Origin of the sequence: Pseudomonas sp. V98_8, from assembly GCF_029967975.1 — a bacterium.
Classification (GTDB): Bacteria; Pseudomonadota; Gammaproteobacteria; order Pseudomonadales; family Pseudomonadaceae; genus Aquipseudomonas; species Aquipseudomonas umsongensis.
Genome location: NZ_JASCAE010000045.1, coordinates 82,938 through 98,350, shown reverse-complemented (window position 1 = coordinate 98,350; position 15,413 = coordinate 82,938). Strand labels below are relative to the sequence as shown.

The window sequence follows — 15,413 nt, the reverse complement described above, 5'->3', positions numbered from 1 at the left end:
TCCCACAAAAGCAGCATCAGTGCTGCCTCCAGAATTAGCGTCATCCGAGGTTTTTGAAATGAATGTTTTGATCATTGGCAGCGGTGGCCGTGAACACGCCCTGGCCTGGAAAGTCGCTCAGGATCCTCGAGTGCAGAAGGTGTTCGTGGCACCGGGTAACGCCGGTACCGCCATCGAAGCCAAATGCGAGAACGTCGCCATCGACGTACTGGCCCTTGAGCAACTGGCGGACTTTGCCGAGAAAAACGTTTCCCTGACCATCGTTGGCCCGGAAGTGCCACTGGTCGCAGGTGTGGTGGATCTGTTCCGCAGCCGCGGCCTGGACTGCTTCGGCCCGACCGCTGGCGCTGCCCAGCTTGAAGGTTCGAAAGCCTTCACCAAGGACTTCCTGGCTCGTCACAAGATCCCGACCGCCGACTACCAGAACTTCACCGAGATCGAGCCAGCCCTGGCTTATCTGCGTGAAAAAGGCGCGCCGATCGTGATCAAGGCCGATGGCCTGGCTGCCGGCAAAGGCGTGATCGTCGCCATGACCCTGGCCGAAGCCGAGGACGCCGTGCGTGACATGCTGGCAGGCAATGCCTTCGGCGACGCCGGTTCGCGCGTGGTGATCGAAGAGTTCCTCGACGGCGAAGAAGCCAGCTTCATCGTCATGGTCGACGGCAAGAACGTCCTGCCGATGGCCACCAGCCAGGACCACAAGCGCGTCGGCGACGGCGATACCGGTCCGAACACGGGCGGCATGGGTGCCTACTCCCCTGCCCCGGTTGTCACCAGCGAAGTACACAAGCGCGTCATGGACCTGGTGATCTGGCCGACCGTGCGCGGCATGGCCGAGGAAGGCAATGTCTACACCGGTTTCCTGTATGCGGGCCTGATGATCGACAAGACTGGCAACCCGAAGGTCATCGAATTCAACTGCCGCTTCGGTGACCCGGAGACCCAACCCGTCATGCTGCGCTTGCAGTCGAGCCTGGTATTGCTGGTCGAGGCAGCCTTGGCGCAGGCCCTGGACAAGGTCGAAGCGCAATGGGATCCACGTCCGAGCGTCGGCATCGTCCTGGCGGCAGGCGGCTATCCTGGTGACTACGCCAAGGGTGTGGCCATCAATGGCCTGGATGCGGCGGCGGCACTGGACGGCAAAGTCTTTCACGCCGGTACCGCGCTCAAGGACGGTCAAGTCGTGACCGCTGGTGGCCGGGTGCTGTGCGCTACGGCCATGGGCGCCAGCGTCGATGAGGCGCAACAACAGGCGTACAAACTGGCGGCCAAGATCGATTGGGAAGGCTGTTTCTATCGCAAGGACATTGGCTACCGCGCCATTGCCCGCGAGCGCGGCGAACAGGAATAAGGCAACAATTGCGACAGGCAGGGGCTTACCCCCCTTGCCTGGCTATTCCGGCGCCGCGCATAGTTATATTCTGGCATTAACCTACGAAGGGATTTCGCCGTGCGCTGGCTCAGGATTGCCATAAGTCTAACCGTCACGTTGCTGACCTTGCTCTGCATGCTCCCGGCCCACGCCGCGCAAGGCAGTGGTTGGGCGGTATTGCTCGACGAACAGGGTGACCTGCAGCTGAGCGACATCCGCTCCGCTCGCTACACCAACCAATTCAGCCCCATCGAACTCGACCACCTCACGGCGGCCGAGCCCGACGGTGCGCTTTGGCTGCGCTTCCGCCTCGCACCGGGCAAGCATGAACAATTGCTGCGGGTGTTCGCACCCGATCTGTTGCACTTCAACATGTATGTGCTGGACGGCGACAGGCTGATTGACCAATCACATACAGGCAACGAGCAACCCCTGGCGGACCGCCCCTTGCCCAGCAGCGACTTCATGCTGCCGCTGCCGCAAAGCGACAAGACCCTGGACGTCTACCTGCGACTGGTTTCCGAACACCAGTTGCGGCCCTACATCACCTTGCAATCGGCGGTCATCACCGCAGCCAACCAGAACCAGACGCTGATCTACGGATTACTACTGGGCTGCATCGGCATGCTGATCCTGCACAACCTCATCCGCTATGCCTATACGCGTTCGACCAGCAGCGTCTGGTTGGCGGTGTGCGAAGCCTTGTTGGGGCTCAGCCTGGTGTTGTTGTTGAACCTGGCGGGGCCCTGGATCCCGGACTGGCAGGCCGTGCAGACGCCCGGCGCCTACCTCGCCTTGCTGCTGACGGCCCCCAGCGGCCTGATATTCGCTTATCGCTTCTTCAAGCCCCTCGGACCGCATCCGCTGAACAAGCTGATCGTGGGCGACATCCTGTTCATCATGATCTGCAGCCTGCTGCTGCTGTTCGTCAACACGCTGCCGCTGAACATCATCACTTACGCCCTGGTCGCCCTGGCGGGCCTGACCATGCTGTTTGTCAGTACCTATCACTGGCAAAAAGGTTATCGCCCGGCGCGACTGTTCGTGGCGGCCATGGTGGTGTTCAACCTGGGCACCCTGATCATCCTGCCCGCCTTGCTGGGGCTGACCCTGATCGAACCCCATGACCTGATCACCACCCTGCTGGTGTTCATCTGCATCAGTGGCCTGTTGATGAGCATTGCCCTGAGCGAACGCCAGCGCAGCATCACCGAAGCGCGTTTCAGCATCAGTCGTGACCTGGCGGCCAGCAACGCCGAGATCAATGCCAAGGCCGAGTTCCTGGCGAAAATCAGCCACGAGATCCGCACCCCGATGAATGGTGTGCTGGGCATGACCGAGTTGCTGCTGGGCACGCCACTGTCAGTCAAGCAGCGCGACTATGTGCAGACCATCCATAGCGCAGGCAACGAACTACTGACGTTGATCAACGAAATTCTCGACATTTCCAAACTCGAGTCCGGACAGATCGAACTGGATGATGTGCAATTCGACCTCAACGCACTGATCGAAGACTGCCTGAGCATCTTCCGCGCGAAGGCCGAGCAACAGAACGTCGAACTGATCAGCTTCATTCAGCCACAAGTACCACGCGTCATCAGCGGTGACCCGACGCGCCTGCGCCAGACATTGCTGAGCCTGCTGGAAAACGCGCTGAAGAAAACCGACGAAGGCGAGATCCTGATCGTCGTCGCCCTCGACGAACGCAGCAGCCATCCACGCTTGCGCATCGCCGTGCAGGACAGCGGCGAACCGATGGACGTCGAAGAGCGCGACGCGCTGATGCAGGCTGAACTGCACAGCAAGCATTTTCTCTCTACCAACCACCTGGGCGGTAATCTGGGGCTGGTGATCGCCCGTCAGCTGATCCGCCTGATGCAAGGTGAATTCGGCATCAAGAGTGGTAACAGCCAGGGCAGTACCTTGTGGCTGACCTTGCCCCTGGACCCGGACCGCCTGGAGCATCCAACCTGCGACCTCGATGGCCCCCTGCAGGGTGCACGGGTGTTGGTGGTGGATGACAACGACACCTGCCGCAAAGTGCTGGTGCAGCAATGCAGCGCCTGGGGCCTGAACGTGAGCGCGGCGCCCTCGGGCAAGGAGGCGCTGGCGCTGTTGCGCACCAAGGCGCACCTGCGTGACTACTTCGATATAGTCCTGCTGGATCAGAACATGCCTGGCATGACCGGCATGCAACTGGCCGCCAAGATCAAGGAAGACCCGAGCCTGAACCACGACATCCTGCTGATCATGCTGACCGGCATCAGCAATGCGCCGAGCAAGATCATCGCGCGCAATTCGGGGATCAAACGCATCCTTGCCAAACCGGTGGCCGGCTATACGCTCAAGACCACCCTGGCCGATGAACTGACCCAGCGCAACAAAGGACTGGCGGTGCCGCAACACCTGCCGTCCGGTCCGCCGCTACCGATCAAGGTACCCAGTGATTTCCGCATTCTGGTCGCTGAAGACAACAGCATTTCGACCAAGGTCATCCGCGGTATGCTGGGCAAGCTCAACCTGCAACCGGACACCGCCAGCAACGGCGAAGAAGCCTTGGCGGCCATGAAGGCGCATCGCTACGACCTGGTTCTGATGGATTGCGAAATGCCGATCCTCGACGGCTTTTCGGCGACCCAGCAACTGCGCGCCTGGGAAGTCGGCAATCAAAGATCCCGCACCCCGGTGGTAGCGTTGACCGCGCACATCCTCGCTGAGCATAAGGAGCGTGCACGCCAGGCTGGCATGGATGGGCACATGGCCAAACCGGTCGAGCTTTCGCAGTTGCGCGAATTGATCGAACACTGGGTTGCCCAGCGCGATCAGCAGAACCGCGCGACGACGCCCACGTCCTGAGCCGACAGACTCCGCGGCGCCTGTTAGACTCCCCTCGACTTCCCCCCACCAGTGAGCCTGCCCCATGCTCCACGTGTTGTTCAGCGTTTACCTGAAGATGTTGGTGCTCTATAGCCCGTTCTTCGTGTTGTCCTGCTTCATCAGCCTGACCCGCGGTTATTCGCGCAAGGAACAACGCCGACTGGCGTGGAAGGTGGCCATCGCCACCCTGGTCTCCAGCGTCCTGCTGTATCTGTTCGGACGCGTGATTTTCAGCGTATTCGGCATTACCGTGGACGCCTTCCGGATCGGCGCCGGCAGCGTGCTGTTCATCTCGGCGTTGGGGATGGCGCAAGGAAAGTCGGCGGTGCAGACCGATAATGTGCAGCAGGACGTGACCATCGTACCCTTGACCATTCCGCTGACCGTCGGCCCCGGCACCATTGGCGCCCTGCTGGTGATGGGCGTAAGTCAGCCGCACTGGGACGATAAGCTCACGGCCATTGTCAGTATTGCCCTGGCCAGCTTCACCGTCGGCGTGGTGCTGTACCTGTCCGACCGTATCGAACGCATTCTCGGCGATCAGGGCTTGCAGATCGTCAGCCGGCTGATGGGCTTGTTCGTGTGTGCGTTGGCGGCGCAGATTATCTTTACCGGGGTGAAGGGGTATTTGGTGCCCTGAGATTGCACAAGGCACCTGCCAGGACCTGCTAATTCGTCAGGCTGGCGATCTCGAGATGTTCAGACTGCCGCCGTGCACCTAACCACTGCACGGTATCCGCCCTGTACTCGCCATAGACGCCTGCATTGAAACGAGCGGTGTAAAAATAGGCGTTCACCGCGCCATGCAGATCACTGAAAGCAAACTCACGCCCCGTCAATAGCCTGCCGACTGATCCGCGGGCATCAAAAAAAACCCAAGCGCTATTCAAGGTCCCACGTTCATTGACCACACCAATGCACGCCCTGATGCGCTTCATCCCCTTCACATTCAGCGCTGCCTGTTGGCGGAAGATCTGCTCCAGGTTCAGTTTGTCCGGCAACGCGGCGACCTTATCCATCACGGCCAGTAAAACAGTCGCCAGCTCTCTATCCAGATTGTTTTCAAAGACCGTCGCAAACGCCTCTCTCAACGAAAACGTCTTTTCAGCAACGGATGTAAACGCACCGGTCGTCACGTTTTGCCGATCGCAGACCCAGCCACACTCATACAAGATACTTTTGTAAGCCTCGAACCAATCCAGGCCGTTCGGTTCGTCAGGAAATTCTTCATCGGCAGCAAGCTGAGTAAAAAGCAAAGCATCAATTACATCTTGCTTCGTGGCGAACGACAATTCATTTGATAAAGCCAGCATGCAGCATCCACTGATGTAAATCGAATAGTCCATATGTCTATATCCATCGTGCAAACCAGAGGCAAACACCTCTGGCGAAGGCTGGCTATCTTTTACTTCCTGTGTCGCGCAAATCGTTTGCTGCGTATCTCTTTGCGCCGCAACCCAAGGACAGACTCAATATCATCTTTTATTTCAGCATAGGCAAAAGGATTAAAGGTGAGAAAGTTCGAGCCTTGGTAAATATCAACGTTAGTGACTTTAAGATCAAAGAAAAGAACCTCACCACCAAACGTATTGCTCTCATGATTAATAGAAGAAAAAGAAACAATAATGAGACCATTCTTCGCTTGCTCACATGGCAATATGGCCAGCTTCACACCTTTTGCTGTCACTACATCGTAATTGAATAACTTGACTGTATCAGGTTCCTTTTCCAAAGCCGTCAAGGTGGAGTCTGCCACGGCACTCAACACCGTTGCACCGGGAATGGCGGCTACTGCCGCAGCAATCCCTGCCTGGACAATGGACGTGACGACATTTTTCATCGTGCCCGAGCCAGACTGCTTTTTGTATTCCAGGCTCGCATGGATGGGGACAGAACATCCCATATCCAACATGCAATTGATAAATGCTCGATGCCAGGCCGCAGGGTTCGGATCATTTTTAGTTTCGTGATCGGCCTCCAGCTTCGAAAAACTGATGAGGTTTTCGATAATCATCATGTTCTCCAGCGAAATACCATCGCCGTAACCGATGAGTGAATTACCTAAAACCAAAGCATCCAGTTCCTTGGTGGGACTCGAAGCCGCCAAATCAGCGGAGCCCACTAGACCTCTTGCACGGGGAGCGTTAACCAGCAGTGCCTTGGCCCTGGCAATACGCGCCCTTCCCAAATCAGTGCAACCCTTGAGAGCGCTTGAATCTTCAAAACTTTCCATATTCAACATTCCTTTAGTTCGTCGACAGCCCTCCTGGGCGTAATAACGAATCTAACCCACCCCCTCGTCGAGTAACAAACCCAATTAAATGTCGATATATGTAAGCCTGCACCACTCCGCGAACAGACGGATTATTCGAGCGAAACAACCCGAATAATCCGATCTATATGGCCGCGACTTGTCTAGTTGATATCGACCAACTTGTCACCGTAGCTACGTGGCGTGTACACCCACAACGACCCCTGAGGCCGAGCAAATACGCGAGTCGTGGATGAGCCAACCAACACCATGGTTCGCATGTCGACTTGATCCGGCGTCAATTGACCGAGTGTCGTGACCCGCAACGTCTGCCCCGGGCGCCCTACATCGCGTCCCAACACGACGGGGGTGTCAGCAGCGCGATGCAGGGCGACGATTTCCAGTGCACGCCCTAACTGCCAAGGCCGGGAACGCGAGATCGGGTTATAGAAAGCCATCGCCAGGTCGGCCTGCGCCGCCAGGTCCAGGCGCTTTTCGATGATGTCCCAAGGCTTGAGGTTGTCCGAAAGCGACAGCACGCAGAAGTCATGCCCCAATGGGGCGCCTGCCTGGGCAGCCGTTGCCAGCGATGCCGAAACGCCCGGCAGGATTTCCAGATCAACGTTGTGCCATGCTGGATCGCGGGACTCATGCAGTGCCTCCAGCACCGCTGCGGCCATGGCAAATACACCGGGGTCCCCGGAAGAGACGACCACTACGCAGCGACCCTGCGCCGCAAGCTCAAAGGCGTGGCGGGCACGCTGCATTTCTTCACGGTTGTCGGTGCAGTGCAGGACCTGATCCGCACGGAACGGTCCTGCCATGCGCACATAGGTTTCGTAACCGAGAACGTCATTGGCGCGGGCCAGTTCCGCCTTGACCGCGGGCACCATCAGCTCGGCAGCGCCGGGGCCGAGACCGATCACCGCCAGGCGACCGCGAGGACGGCCAATCGACATGGGGTCCAAAGGCTGCTTGGCAACCGCGATCGCAACGGCCTCATCGCCAAACACGGAAACGGGCTGGTCGATGGCGTTACGCACCAGCTGACTGGCTGCGCCAACATCATCGACAAAACGCAGCGGCACACCCAGCTCAAGCGCCGCTTCACGCAGTGTTGCACTCGACATTTCACTATCGGCAGCCAGCAGGCAGGCCAACGACTGCACGGCGATTTTTGCCTGATGCAAAGCCTCGCGAACGGCACCTGGAACATCGACTATTCCAGCAGCGACCGCCACCAACACGTTGCGTGGATAAATCAGCAGCTCATTGGCAGCCGGCGTACGCTCGGCATGACCGACGTGAACGGCCAGCCGCGCTTGCGGGTTTTCCGGTAACTGCGCCTGCACTAACCAAGGCGCCGCCCCTTCGATTCGCACCGACTCGCCGGCGAGCAAATCGGAAACGAAGCGCTTGCCCAGCTCAAGATCACCCAAGGCATAACCGCTGGGTGGATTCAGCAGGCAGGTACCAAAACGCAATTCGCCACTGGTGGTGATCGCCGCTGACACGTCCAGTGCCGCAGCTACCTCCCGCGCGAGCACGTTCACGCCTGCCAAACCACCGAGCAGCGGCACCACGGCGCTTCCATCTTCGGCGACGGCGAGCACGGGTGGCTCGGCCCCCTTCTCCAGCAGCAACGGCGCCAGGGTGCGAATGACGATACCGGCTGCGCACAGGGCGATGATCGGCGTGTCTTGTTGATAAAGCTCACGCAATGTCGCGCCGAACTCGCGGTAGGTGCGATCGGCACCGACGACGCGTTCGTCCAGGCCGTGGATCAAGGCGCCGGGGTACAGTTGTTGAATGCTGCGCGCAGTGGCGAGGCTGCCATTGCCGAGAATGACAATGGCCGGAGCTGGACGAGTCATCAGCCTTGCCACCTTTCACCGGGAACGATGATCAGCGAGAAGTACGGCGACGACATAGGCTCGACCTGATCCAGCGGCACGATCTTCTGGTTGGCCATGGTCGCACGCTCCACATACAGCGCTCGCTCGGCCAATCCGAGTTCTTCCAGCACCTGGCGAACTTTCGGAAAGTTACGGCCCAGCTTCATGATCACCGCCGCATCGGCGTCAGCCAGGCGACGCTTGAGATCCTCGTGGGGCAGCACGCCGGACAGCACCGACAGGCTCTGGTTGCGATACACCAACGGCGCTCCCAGTACCGAAGCGCCGCCGAGCATCGAGCAGACACCCGGCACCACTTCGGCTTCATACCGTTGCGCCAGCCGATCGTGCAGGTACATGTAGGAACCGTAGAAAAACGGATCGCCCTCGCAGATCACTGCCACGTCACGACCCGCATCGAGATGCGCTGCCAGCTCTTCACCGGCGGCATCGTAGAAATCGCTGATCACTTGCTCATAGGACAGCGGTGCCGGCAATGCTTCGGTGGTCACCGGGTACACCAGTGGCAACAAGGTTTGGGCGTCCTGCAAATGCGTTTCGATGATGCCGAAGGCGTTGCCCTTCTTCCCCTTGGCGACGAAGTACGCCACTACCGGCGATTCGCGCAGCAGGCGCAGCGCCTTGACCGTAATCAGTTCCGGGTCACCCGGCCCCACGCCAAGGCCGATCAAACGTCCAGGTTGCTGCATCATTCGATCTCCGTGGCGAGGGCATTGACGGCGGCGGCGGCCATGGCACTACCGCCCAGCCGACCTTGCATGATAACGAACGGCACGCCGCGACTGTCGGCGGCCAGCGCTGCCTTGGATTCGGCGGCGCCAACGAAGCCCACCGGAAAACCAAGGATCAACGCCGGTTTCGGCGCACCGGCGTCGAGCATTTCAAGCAGGTAAAACAGCGCTGTCGGCGCGTTACCGATCACCACGACACTGCCTTCCAGATGAGGACGCCACAGTTCCAGTGCCGCGGCGGAACGGGTGTTGCCCAGTTCACGCGCCAGCTGCGGAACGCTTTCATCACGCAGGGTGCAGATGACCGGGTTGTTCGCTGGCAAACGCGCACGGGTTATGCCCTCGGACACCATCCGCGCATCACACAGAATCGGCGCGCCGGCGGCCAGCGCATCGCGCCCGGCCTTGCCCGCGCCCGTGGAAAACTGCAGGCCATCGATAGCATCGACCATGCCGCAAGCGTGTATCACACGGACTGCGAGTTTTTCCAGATCGGCCGGAATGCGTTCGAGGTTGGCCTCGGCCCGGATGATCGCGAAGGAATTGCGATAGATCTCCTGACCGTCGCGGATGTAATCAAGCATCAAGGGGGCTCCGTGAGCGGGCATCGAGCAAAGCCGCGACCGCTTCAATAGTAAGATTGCGAGCGTGCAGCGCGCCGAAACCTGGCTGCGCGGCATCGCGAAAATAGAGGTCGTAGTGACCAGGGCGTGTCGCCAACAATGTGACGGGCGCCGTGTGTGCGCACGCGCAGGAGCGCGAACAGCCAGACAAGTGAACCTGCACCTGTGCGGATTGATCATGCAGCCGTTCGGCCAGTTGCCGCGCGTCGTCCTTGGTATCCGCCAAGCCTTTGCCGCAACCGGCCGATCCGGTGCAGGCCACCAGATGGGCCAGGGACTGGTCGGCGTCGACCAGATAACCCAATGCCTGCAGTTGTTGACGCAGGGCTGGTGAATCTTCATGGCGAATATTTGGCAGCAACAGGCTTTGCCAAGGGGTCAGGCGCAGGCTGGCATCACCAAACGCCTCGGCCAGATGAGCTGCCCCCTTGAGCATCGTCGGGTTCAGTCGTCCCAGCGCAGGCACCGCACCGACATAGACAAGGCCTTCCTGACGCTGCGGATGACTGCCGATGTGCAATCGCGCACGTGCAGTCGGGCGCTGCCATGACTCCATGGCAAACAAGGGCACGCGCTCGGCCAGCCGTTGCAACAGTGAATCCAGCGAATGCTCAGTCAGCAGATGTCGCATCCGGGTCTGATCCGGCCGTGCAAGTTCGAGAAACAACTCCAGCACCGCCATCACCAACGCATGTCCGTCACGCAGCGATACCGCTGCCAACGGCGCATCGGTGGGGCACCCCGCCAGACCGAAGGCCAGCACAGGCTCGCCCTTTCGATCAGCCGCACTCAGCCAGAGGTCATGGGGATGCTCAAGCATTGCCAAGGCTTCACCGCCATCCAGTTGCACGGCGAATTTGGCCGATAACTCATGGAAGCGCACATGGGTTTGCAAGCTGTCGAGAATTTCTCGGGCCAAGGGCCTGCTGTCGATCAGCATGTGTGGGTCAATGCCGGCGCTGGGGCTGAGCATCAGATTGCGCACATCATCGCCAGCGACGTTGACCGGCCCCAACCCGACGGCCAGCAGACTCTCGATCAACGCGGTGGACTGCTGGCCAATTCCGCGAATTTGCAGATTGGCGCGGTTGGTCGCCTCTATTACGCCACCGGCATATTGTTCGGCGGCATCAGCCACCGCCACAGCCTGATCTGCACGAATAGCCCCGCCGGCAAGTTTGATCCGACAAATACCGCCATCCAGCGCCTGCACGACACGCAACAAACCGGGACAGGCCGATGGGCGCAAGGGACTGGATGTCTGGGGTGAATTCACGGGGATGACCGGCAACGGGACGAAGGGGCGCATTATGCCTGCTTTGTCCGGCGGGATGAAAAAGCTCAAGTGGATTGACGACGAAGCGCGCTCGCTCAAAGGTCAACGGTCGCTTCGCTGGAAGTCTGATACGCGCATCGGCACTTGCGTTTAAAAGACAACTGCACAGCGTATTTAACAGCAAGTAGCAGTTCTTCAAGCCATCGTGATTTTAGCCGCCGGCAGGCTGTTGTACTTTCTCCACCAGGAAAACCACTTCCTCCACTAAAATTTTATTCAAGGACTGAATATGAACAGTAGGAACTTCTCCGGCGTATTGACTGGTCCCACTCTGCTTTCAAGCATTGAGGACATATCACTTGCGGATCATGACGACCTGACCCACTGCACACAGATCGCCACCCAATCCGCCAACACGGCCTGCAGTCGCTTTGTCGATTCGACAAAGTGGCTGAATGAATACATGACGACGCTGAGCTTCCTAGGGTGGTCTGTCTTCCAGGATGCAATCTTTACCCGCACCCGACACGATGTCTTGAGAAGCGTTGCGGATTTCCTGGTCGAGAGCGCCGGGAAGATGCCCGACAGCCGACAAGGTAACGCGATGATCGACACGCTCGACGCACTCAAGCCGGACAAACCCGCGCTGCTCTCTCTGGACCAGGAAAGTCTCCTGGGTCGGCACTTTCAGGTCATTCCCGCCCGCTATGACGCCCAGGGCTTTCTGGAAATTGCGGTGTTCAATCTTGAATTGGTAGCGTCTACCAATGAAAGTAACTTCCTGTACGTCGAATCGGAAAAGCGCTCCGCCACAATCATCCAGCAACGAGCCTATCTCAAACTGGATAAAAGAATGCTTGAAACAAAAAGAACGCTTATTGATAAAAAGCGTCGTGAGATCAGAATGAAGAGATTCGACCTGCTAAAAAACAACCTTTAAGACTACCCGATTAAATCCCCATTATTTTGCAGGGCAGCCATCGCCCTTGAACGCGATTTCATCGACGACGACGGGCGAATGTAACCGACGCCGCGTTATGATGCCCCACCGCGCCGGTCGAGACGGACCTGGCCGCGGAGATGATTGGGCTTTGGTCGATAGAAGAGGAATGGCATGCCCCCTTGGCTGACAGTGGTAGGCATCGGTGAAGACGGCTTCAAGGGGCTGGGCAAGAACGCTCGGCACGCCCTGCTGGGCGCCTCGCGGATCATTGGCGGTCAGCGGCAACTGGATTTGCTGCCGGTGTGTATTCGTGGTGAACGGCAATTGTGGCCCAGCCCGTTTTCGCTGGCGCCGGTGCTGGAGCGCTACGGTGAGCCCGTTTGCGTGCTGGCCAGCGGTGACCCCATGTTCTTTGGTGTGGGCGCCAGCCTCGCTCGGCAAGTACCCAGCAGTGAAATGCTGGTCTTGCCCGCGCCATCTTCTTGCTCACTTGCCGCCGCGCGAATGGGCTGGCCGTTGCAGGATGTGGTGACGCTGTCGGTGGTCGCTCGCCCCATCGCGGCGCTGAATGCGCAGCTGTCCAGTGGCGTTCGTCTGCTGGTGCTGAGCAATGACGGTCAAAGTCCCGCCGCGATCGCGGCACTGTTGCGCGAACGCGGGTTCGGGCCGAGCCGCCTGAGCGTGCTTGAACATTTGGGTGGTGAGGCCGAACGACGCATCGACGGTGCGGCCAACGACTGGGCCGACCCGGTTGTCGCCGACCTGAACCTGATCGCCATAGAATGTATCGCACAAGCAAACGCGCCGCGTCTGTCGCGACTGGCCGGCCTGCCGGACTCCGCCTTCAGGCACGACGGCCAACTGACCAAACGCGATGTGCGCGCCATCACACTCGCTCGACTGGCACCGGTTCCCGGTGAGTTGTTATGGGATGTCGGTGCCGGCAGCGGCTCCATTGGCATTGAATGGATGCGCGCTCATCCCAGTTGCCGGGCGCTGGCCATCGAGGCCGACGAAGGTCGGCAGCTGTTGATCGAGCACAACCGCGACGCACTTGGCGTGCCCGGCTTGCAACTGATTCGCGGCAGTGCTCCGCAGGCCCTGGTGGGACTCGAGCGTCCGGACGCGGTGTTCATCGGCGGCGGCGTCACCCGCGAAGGCGTGCTCGACGCTTGCTGGGCAGCGCTCAAGCCTGGCGGCCGCCTGATTGCCAATGCGGTCACGCTGCAAAGTGAAATGACCCTGATGGCCTGGCGCGAACAGCGCGGGGGCGAGCTGACGCGTATTCATATCGCCCAGGCGCAGCCCCTGGGCGACTTCGACACCTGGCGCCAGGCGTTGCCGATTACCTTGCTGGACGTGGTCAAACCCTTCGATGCGTGACGAAACCGCCGAACAACCCGCACCACTGCGCAGCGGCCTGACCACGGGCAGCTGCGCCACCGCGACCAGCCTGGCGGCGGCTCGCCTGCTGCTCGGTGGCACTTCGGCGGACGCCGTGCACATCGTGCTGCCAAAGGGTAGGCAGGTGCAGATGCGCCTGGAGTTCTGCCGCCTGATCGACGGTGGCGCCGAGGCAGGGACGATCAAGGATGCCGGAGACGATCCCGACGTAACCCATGGCGCGTTGCTCTACTCTCAGGTGTGCCTGCGCAGTGAGCCGGGTATCGGTTTTCATGCCGGGCGTGGTGTTGGTACGGTCACCCGCCCGGGGTTGGTGCTGGGCGTTGGCGAGCCGGCGATCAATCCCGTACCACGCAAGATGATCAGCGATCACCTGACGCTGCTTGCCAACGAGTTCGGCTACCGCGGCGGTTTCGAGGTCACGGTGAATGTCGAGAACGGTGAGGCCCTGGCGCTGAAAACCATGAACCCGCGCCTGGGCATACTCGGCGGCCTGTCGATCCTCGGCACCAGCGGTATTGTCCGGCCGTTTTCCTGCGCGGCCTATATCGCCTCGATCCACCAGGGCATCGACGTGGCCAAGACCAACGGTTATCTGCACATCGCCGCGTGTACCGGCAACGCCAGCGAAGACACCATGCGCAGGGTCTACAACCTGCCGGAAATCGCCCTGATCGAAATGGGCGATTTCGTCGGTGCCGTGCTCAAACACCTGCGCAAGGTCCCGGTTGAAAAACTCAGCCTGTGCGGCGGCTTCGGTAAGATCAGCAAGCTGGCGGCCGGGCACATGGACCTGCACAGTCGGCATTCAAGCATCGATCTGCCGCAACTGGCCGAATGGGCGGCCGCGGTCGGCGCCGATACGGCGCTGCAGCAAGGCATCCGTGAAGCCAATACCAGTCAACAGGCCCTGGCGATGGCCAGCGCCGCCGGCATCGCCCTCGGTGACGCGGTCTGCCAGCACGCCCTGGACTTCGCCCGCAGCGTGGTGCCGGCGCAGGTTCAGGTCGAAGTGTTTGCCATCGATCGCCAGGGCGCAATTGTTGGCCATGCAGGAGCTTTTCAATGAAGCGCATTCTGTTGCTGGGCGGCGTGACCGAGGCGCTGGCCATTGCCCGAACCCTCGGCCCGCAACACATCTATAGCCTGGCGGGTGTCGGTCGAGTGCCGACGGACCTGACCTGCCAGGTTCGGGTCGGCGGCTATGGCGGTGCCGAAGGGCTGGCGCAATTCATACGCGATGAAGGGATTGATCTGCTGCTCGACGCTACCCATCCCTACGCCGCCCGGATCAGTCAAAACGCCGCGACGGCGTCTCGGTTGAGCGCTATCGCCTGCTGGGCGTTGCGACGTCCGGCGTGGCAACCGCAGGCCGGCGATGACTGGCGCGAAGTCAGTGATTGGGCCGAGTTGATCGAAGCGCTGAAACCCTTCCGTCGACCGCTGTTCACCCTGGGTCGCGAGCCCTTGCAACACCTGGATGAAATCCCGCCGGAGCAGTTCTGGACCTTGCGCGCGCTGGACGTTTACCCCGGCAATGATCGTTGCGAAGTGATCGGTGCACGCGGACCGTTCCTGATCGACGAGGAACGCGCCTTGTTCGAACGTCGGCAGATCGACGTGCTGATCAGCAAGAACAGCGGCAGCACCGCCACTGAGCCGAAGCTGGAGGTGGCGCGCGAGCGGGGGGTGCCGGTGCTGGTGTTGAAGCGGCCGGTGTCGCCGGTGGTAGAGCGCGAGTTTGGGTCGGTGGTCGAGGTGTTGCGAGCAATGACAGAACAGGTTTTTATCTGAGAATTGTGAACGCCTTAGTACGTCTTCGCGGGCAAGCCCGCTCCCACAGGTTTTCTGTCTGGCATTGATTATGTGTCCGATGCCGATAATTGTGGGAGCGGGCTTGCCCGCGATGGCGTCATTGATAGCGATGCAAAAGTTAAAGTCTAAAAATCCACCAGCATTTACTTACACCCATTTAAAAGACGACAGACAAGTTTAAGTGACACTGGCATTTCGCTATTCG

General features: G+C 59.9%; 13 protein-coding genes. 7 read left to right on the top strand and 6 right to left on the bottom strand.

Translation table 11 applies throughout. From position 1 onward, the window contains the following. Positions 1-58: 58 nt before the first annotated feature. The 3 genes from purD to QLG10_RS14500 all read left to right on the top strand — a co-directional run bounded on the left by purD (position 59) and on the right by QLG10_RS14500 (position 4,889). Entirely contained in the window at positions 59-1,351 is a 1,293-nt protein-coding gene (gene purD, locus QLG10_RS14510) for a phosphoribosylamine--glycine ligase (protein ID WP_282487585.1), read from the top strand. A 99-nt stretch (positions 1,352-1,450) separates the two neighbouring features. Further along, positions 1,451-4,228, top strand: a complete 2,778-nt coding sequence (locus QLG10_RS14505; protein WP_110753253.1) for a hybrid sensor histidine kinase/response regulator — start codon at positions 1,451-1,453, stop codon at positions 4,226-4,228. Between the two features lie 64 nt (positions 4,229-4,292). Further along, on the top strand, positions 4,293-4,889 hold the full coding sequence (locus tag QLG10_RS14500; RefSeq protein ID WP_282487584.1) for a MarC family protein: 597 nt from the start codon (positions 4,293-4,295) through the stop codon (positions 4,887-4,889). 28 nt (positions 4,890-4,917) lie between these two features. On the opposite strand, the gene QLG10_RS14495 is transcribed toward QLG10_RS14500, so the two are convergent. The 6 genes from QLG10_RS14495 to cobG form a co-directional block, all read right to left on the bottom strand. Continuing rightward, entirely contained in the window at positions 4,918-5,595 is a 678-nt protein-coding gene (locus tag QLG10_RS14495; protein ID WP_248678273.1) for a hypothetical protein, read from the bottom strand. 59 nt (positions 5,596-5,654) lie between these two features. Beyond that, entirely contained in the window at positions 5,655-6,482 is an 828-nt protein-coding gene (locus tag QLG10_RS14490; RefSeq protein WP_188264829.1) for a hypothetical protein, read from the bottom strand. A 182-nt stretch (positions 6,483-6,664) separates the two neighbouring features. Further along, entirely contained in the window at positions 6,665-8,374 is a 1,710-nt protein-coding gene (gene cobJ, locus QLG10_RS14485) for a precorrin-3B C(17)-methyltransferase (protein ID WP_110753256.1), read from the bottom strand. Then, on the bottom strand, positions 8,374-9,105 hold the full coding sequence (locus QLG10_RS14480; protein WP_110753257.1) for a precorrin-2 C(20)-methyltransferase: 732 nt from the start codon (positions 9,103-9,105) through the stop codon (positions 8,374-8,376). The genes cobJ and QLG10_RS14480 overlap by 1 nt, the downstream gene beginning before the upstream one ends. After that, positions 9,105-9,731 (bottom strand): precorrin-8X methylmutase, encoded by a 627-nt coding sequence (locus QLG10_RS14475; protein WP_020797568.1) that lies wholly within the window; start codon positions 9,729-9,731, stop codon positions 9,105-9,107. The genes QLG10_RS14480 and QLG10_RS14475 overlap by 1 nt, the downstream gene beginning before the upstream one ends. Beyond that, entirely contained in the window at positions 9,724-11,079 is a 1,356-nt protein-coding gene (cobG, locus tag QLG10_RS14470) for a precorrin-3B synthase (protein ID WP_248678270.1), read from the bottom strand. The genes QLG10_RS14475 and cobG overlap by 8 nt, the downstream gene beginning before the upstream one ends. Positions 11,080-11,335: 256 nt before the next feature. On the opposite strand from cobG, the gene QLG10_RS14465 reads away from it, so the two are divergent. The 4 genes from QLG10_RS14465 to QLG10_RS14450 all read left to right on the top strand — a co-directional run bounded on the left by QLG10_RS14465 (position 11,336) and on the right by QLG10_RS14450 (position 15,187). Further along, a complete protein-coding gene (locus tag QLG10_RS14465; protein WP_282487582.1) occupies positions 11,336-11,986 on the top strand; it encodes a hypothetical protein in 651 nt (216 codons plus the stop codon). A 174-nt stretch (positions 11,987-12,160) separates the two neighbouring features. Continuing rightward, on the top strand, positions 12,161-13,372 hold the full coding sequence (gene cbiE, locus QLG10_RS14460) for a precorrin-6y C5,15-methyltransferase (decarboxylating) subunit CbiE (RefSeq protein WP_110753259.1): 1,212 nt from the start codon (positions 12,161-12,163) through the stop codon (positions 13,370-13,372). Next, positions 13,365-14,462, top strand: coding sequence for a cobalt-precorrin-5B (C(1))-methyltransferase (locus QLG10_RS14455; RefSeq protein WP_110753260.1), 1,098 nt, complete (start codon positions 13,365-13,367; stop codon positions 14,460-14,462). The genes cbiE and QLG10_RS14455 overlap by 8 nt, the downstream gene beginning before the upstream one ends. Next, entirely contained in the window at positions 14,459-15,187 is a 729-nt protein-coding gene (locus QLG10_RS14450) for a cobalt-precorrin-6A reductase (RefSeq protein WP_110753261.1), read from the top strand. Before QLG10_RS14455 ends, QLG10_RS14450 begins: the two co-directional genes overlap by 4 nt. Positions 15,188-15,413: the final 226 nt, after the last annotated feature.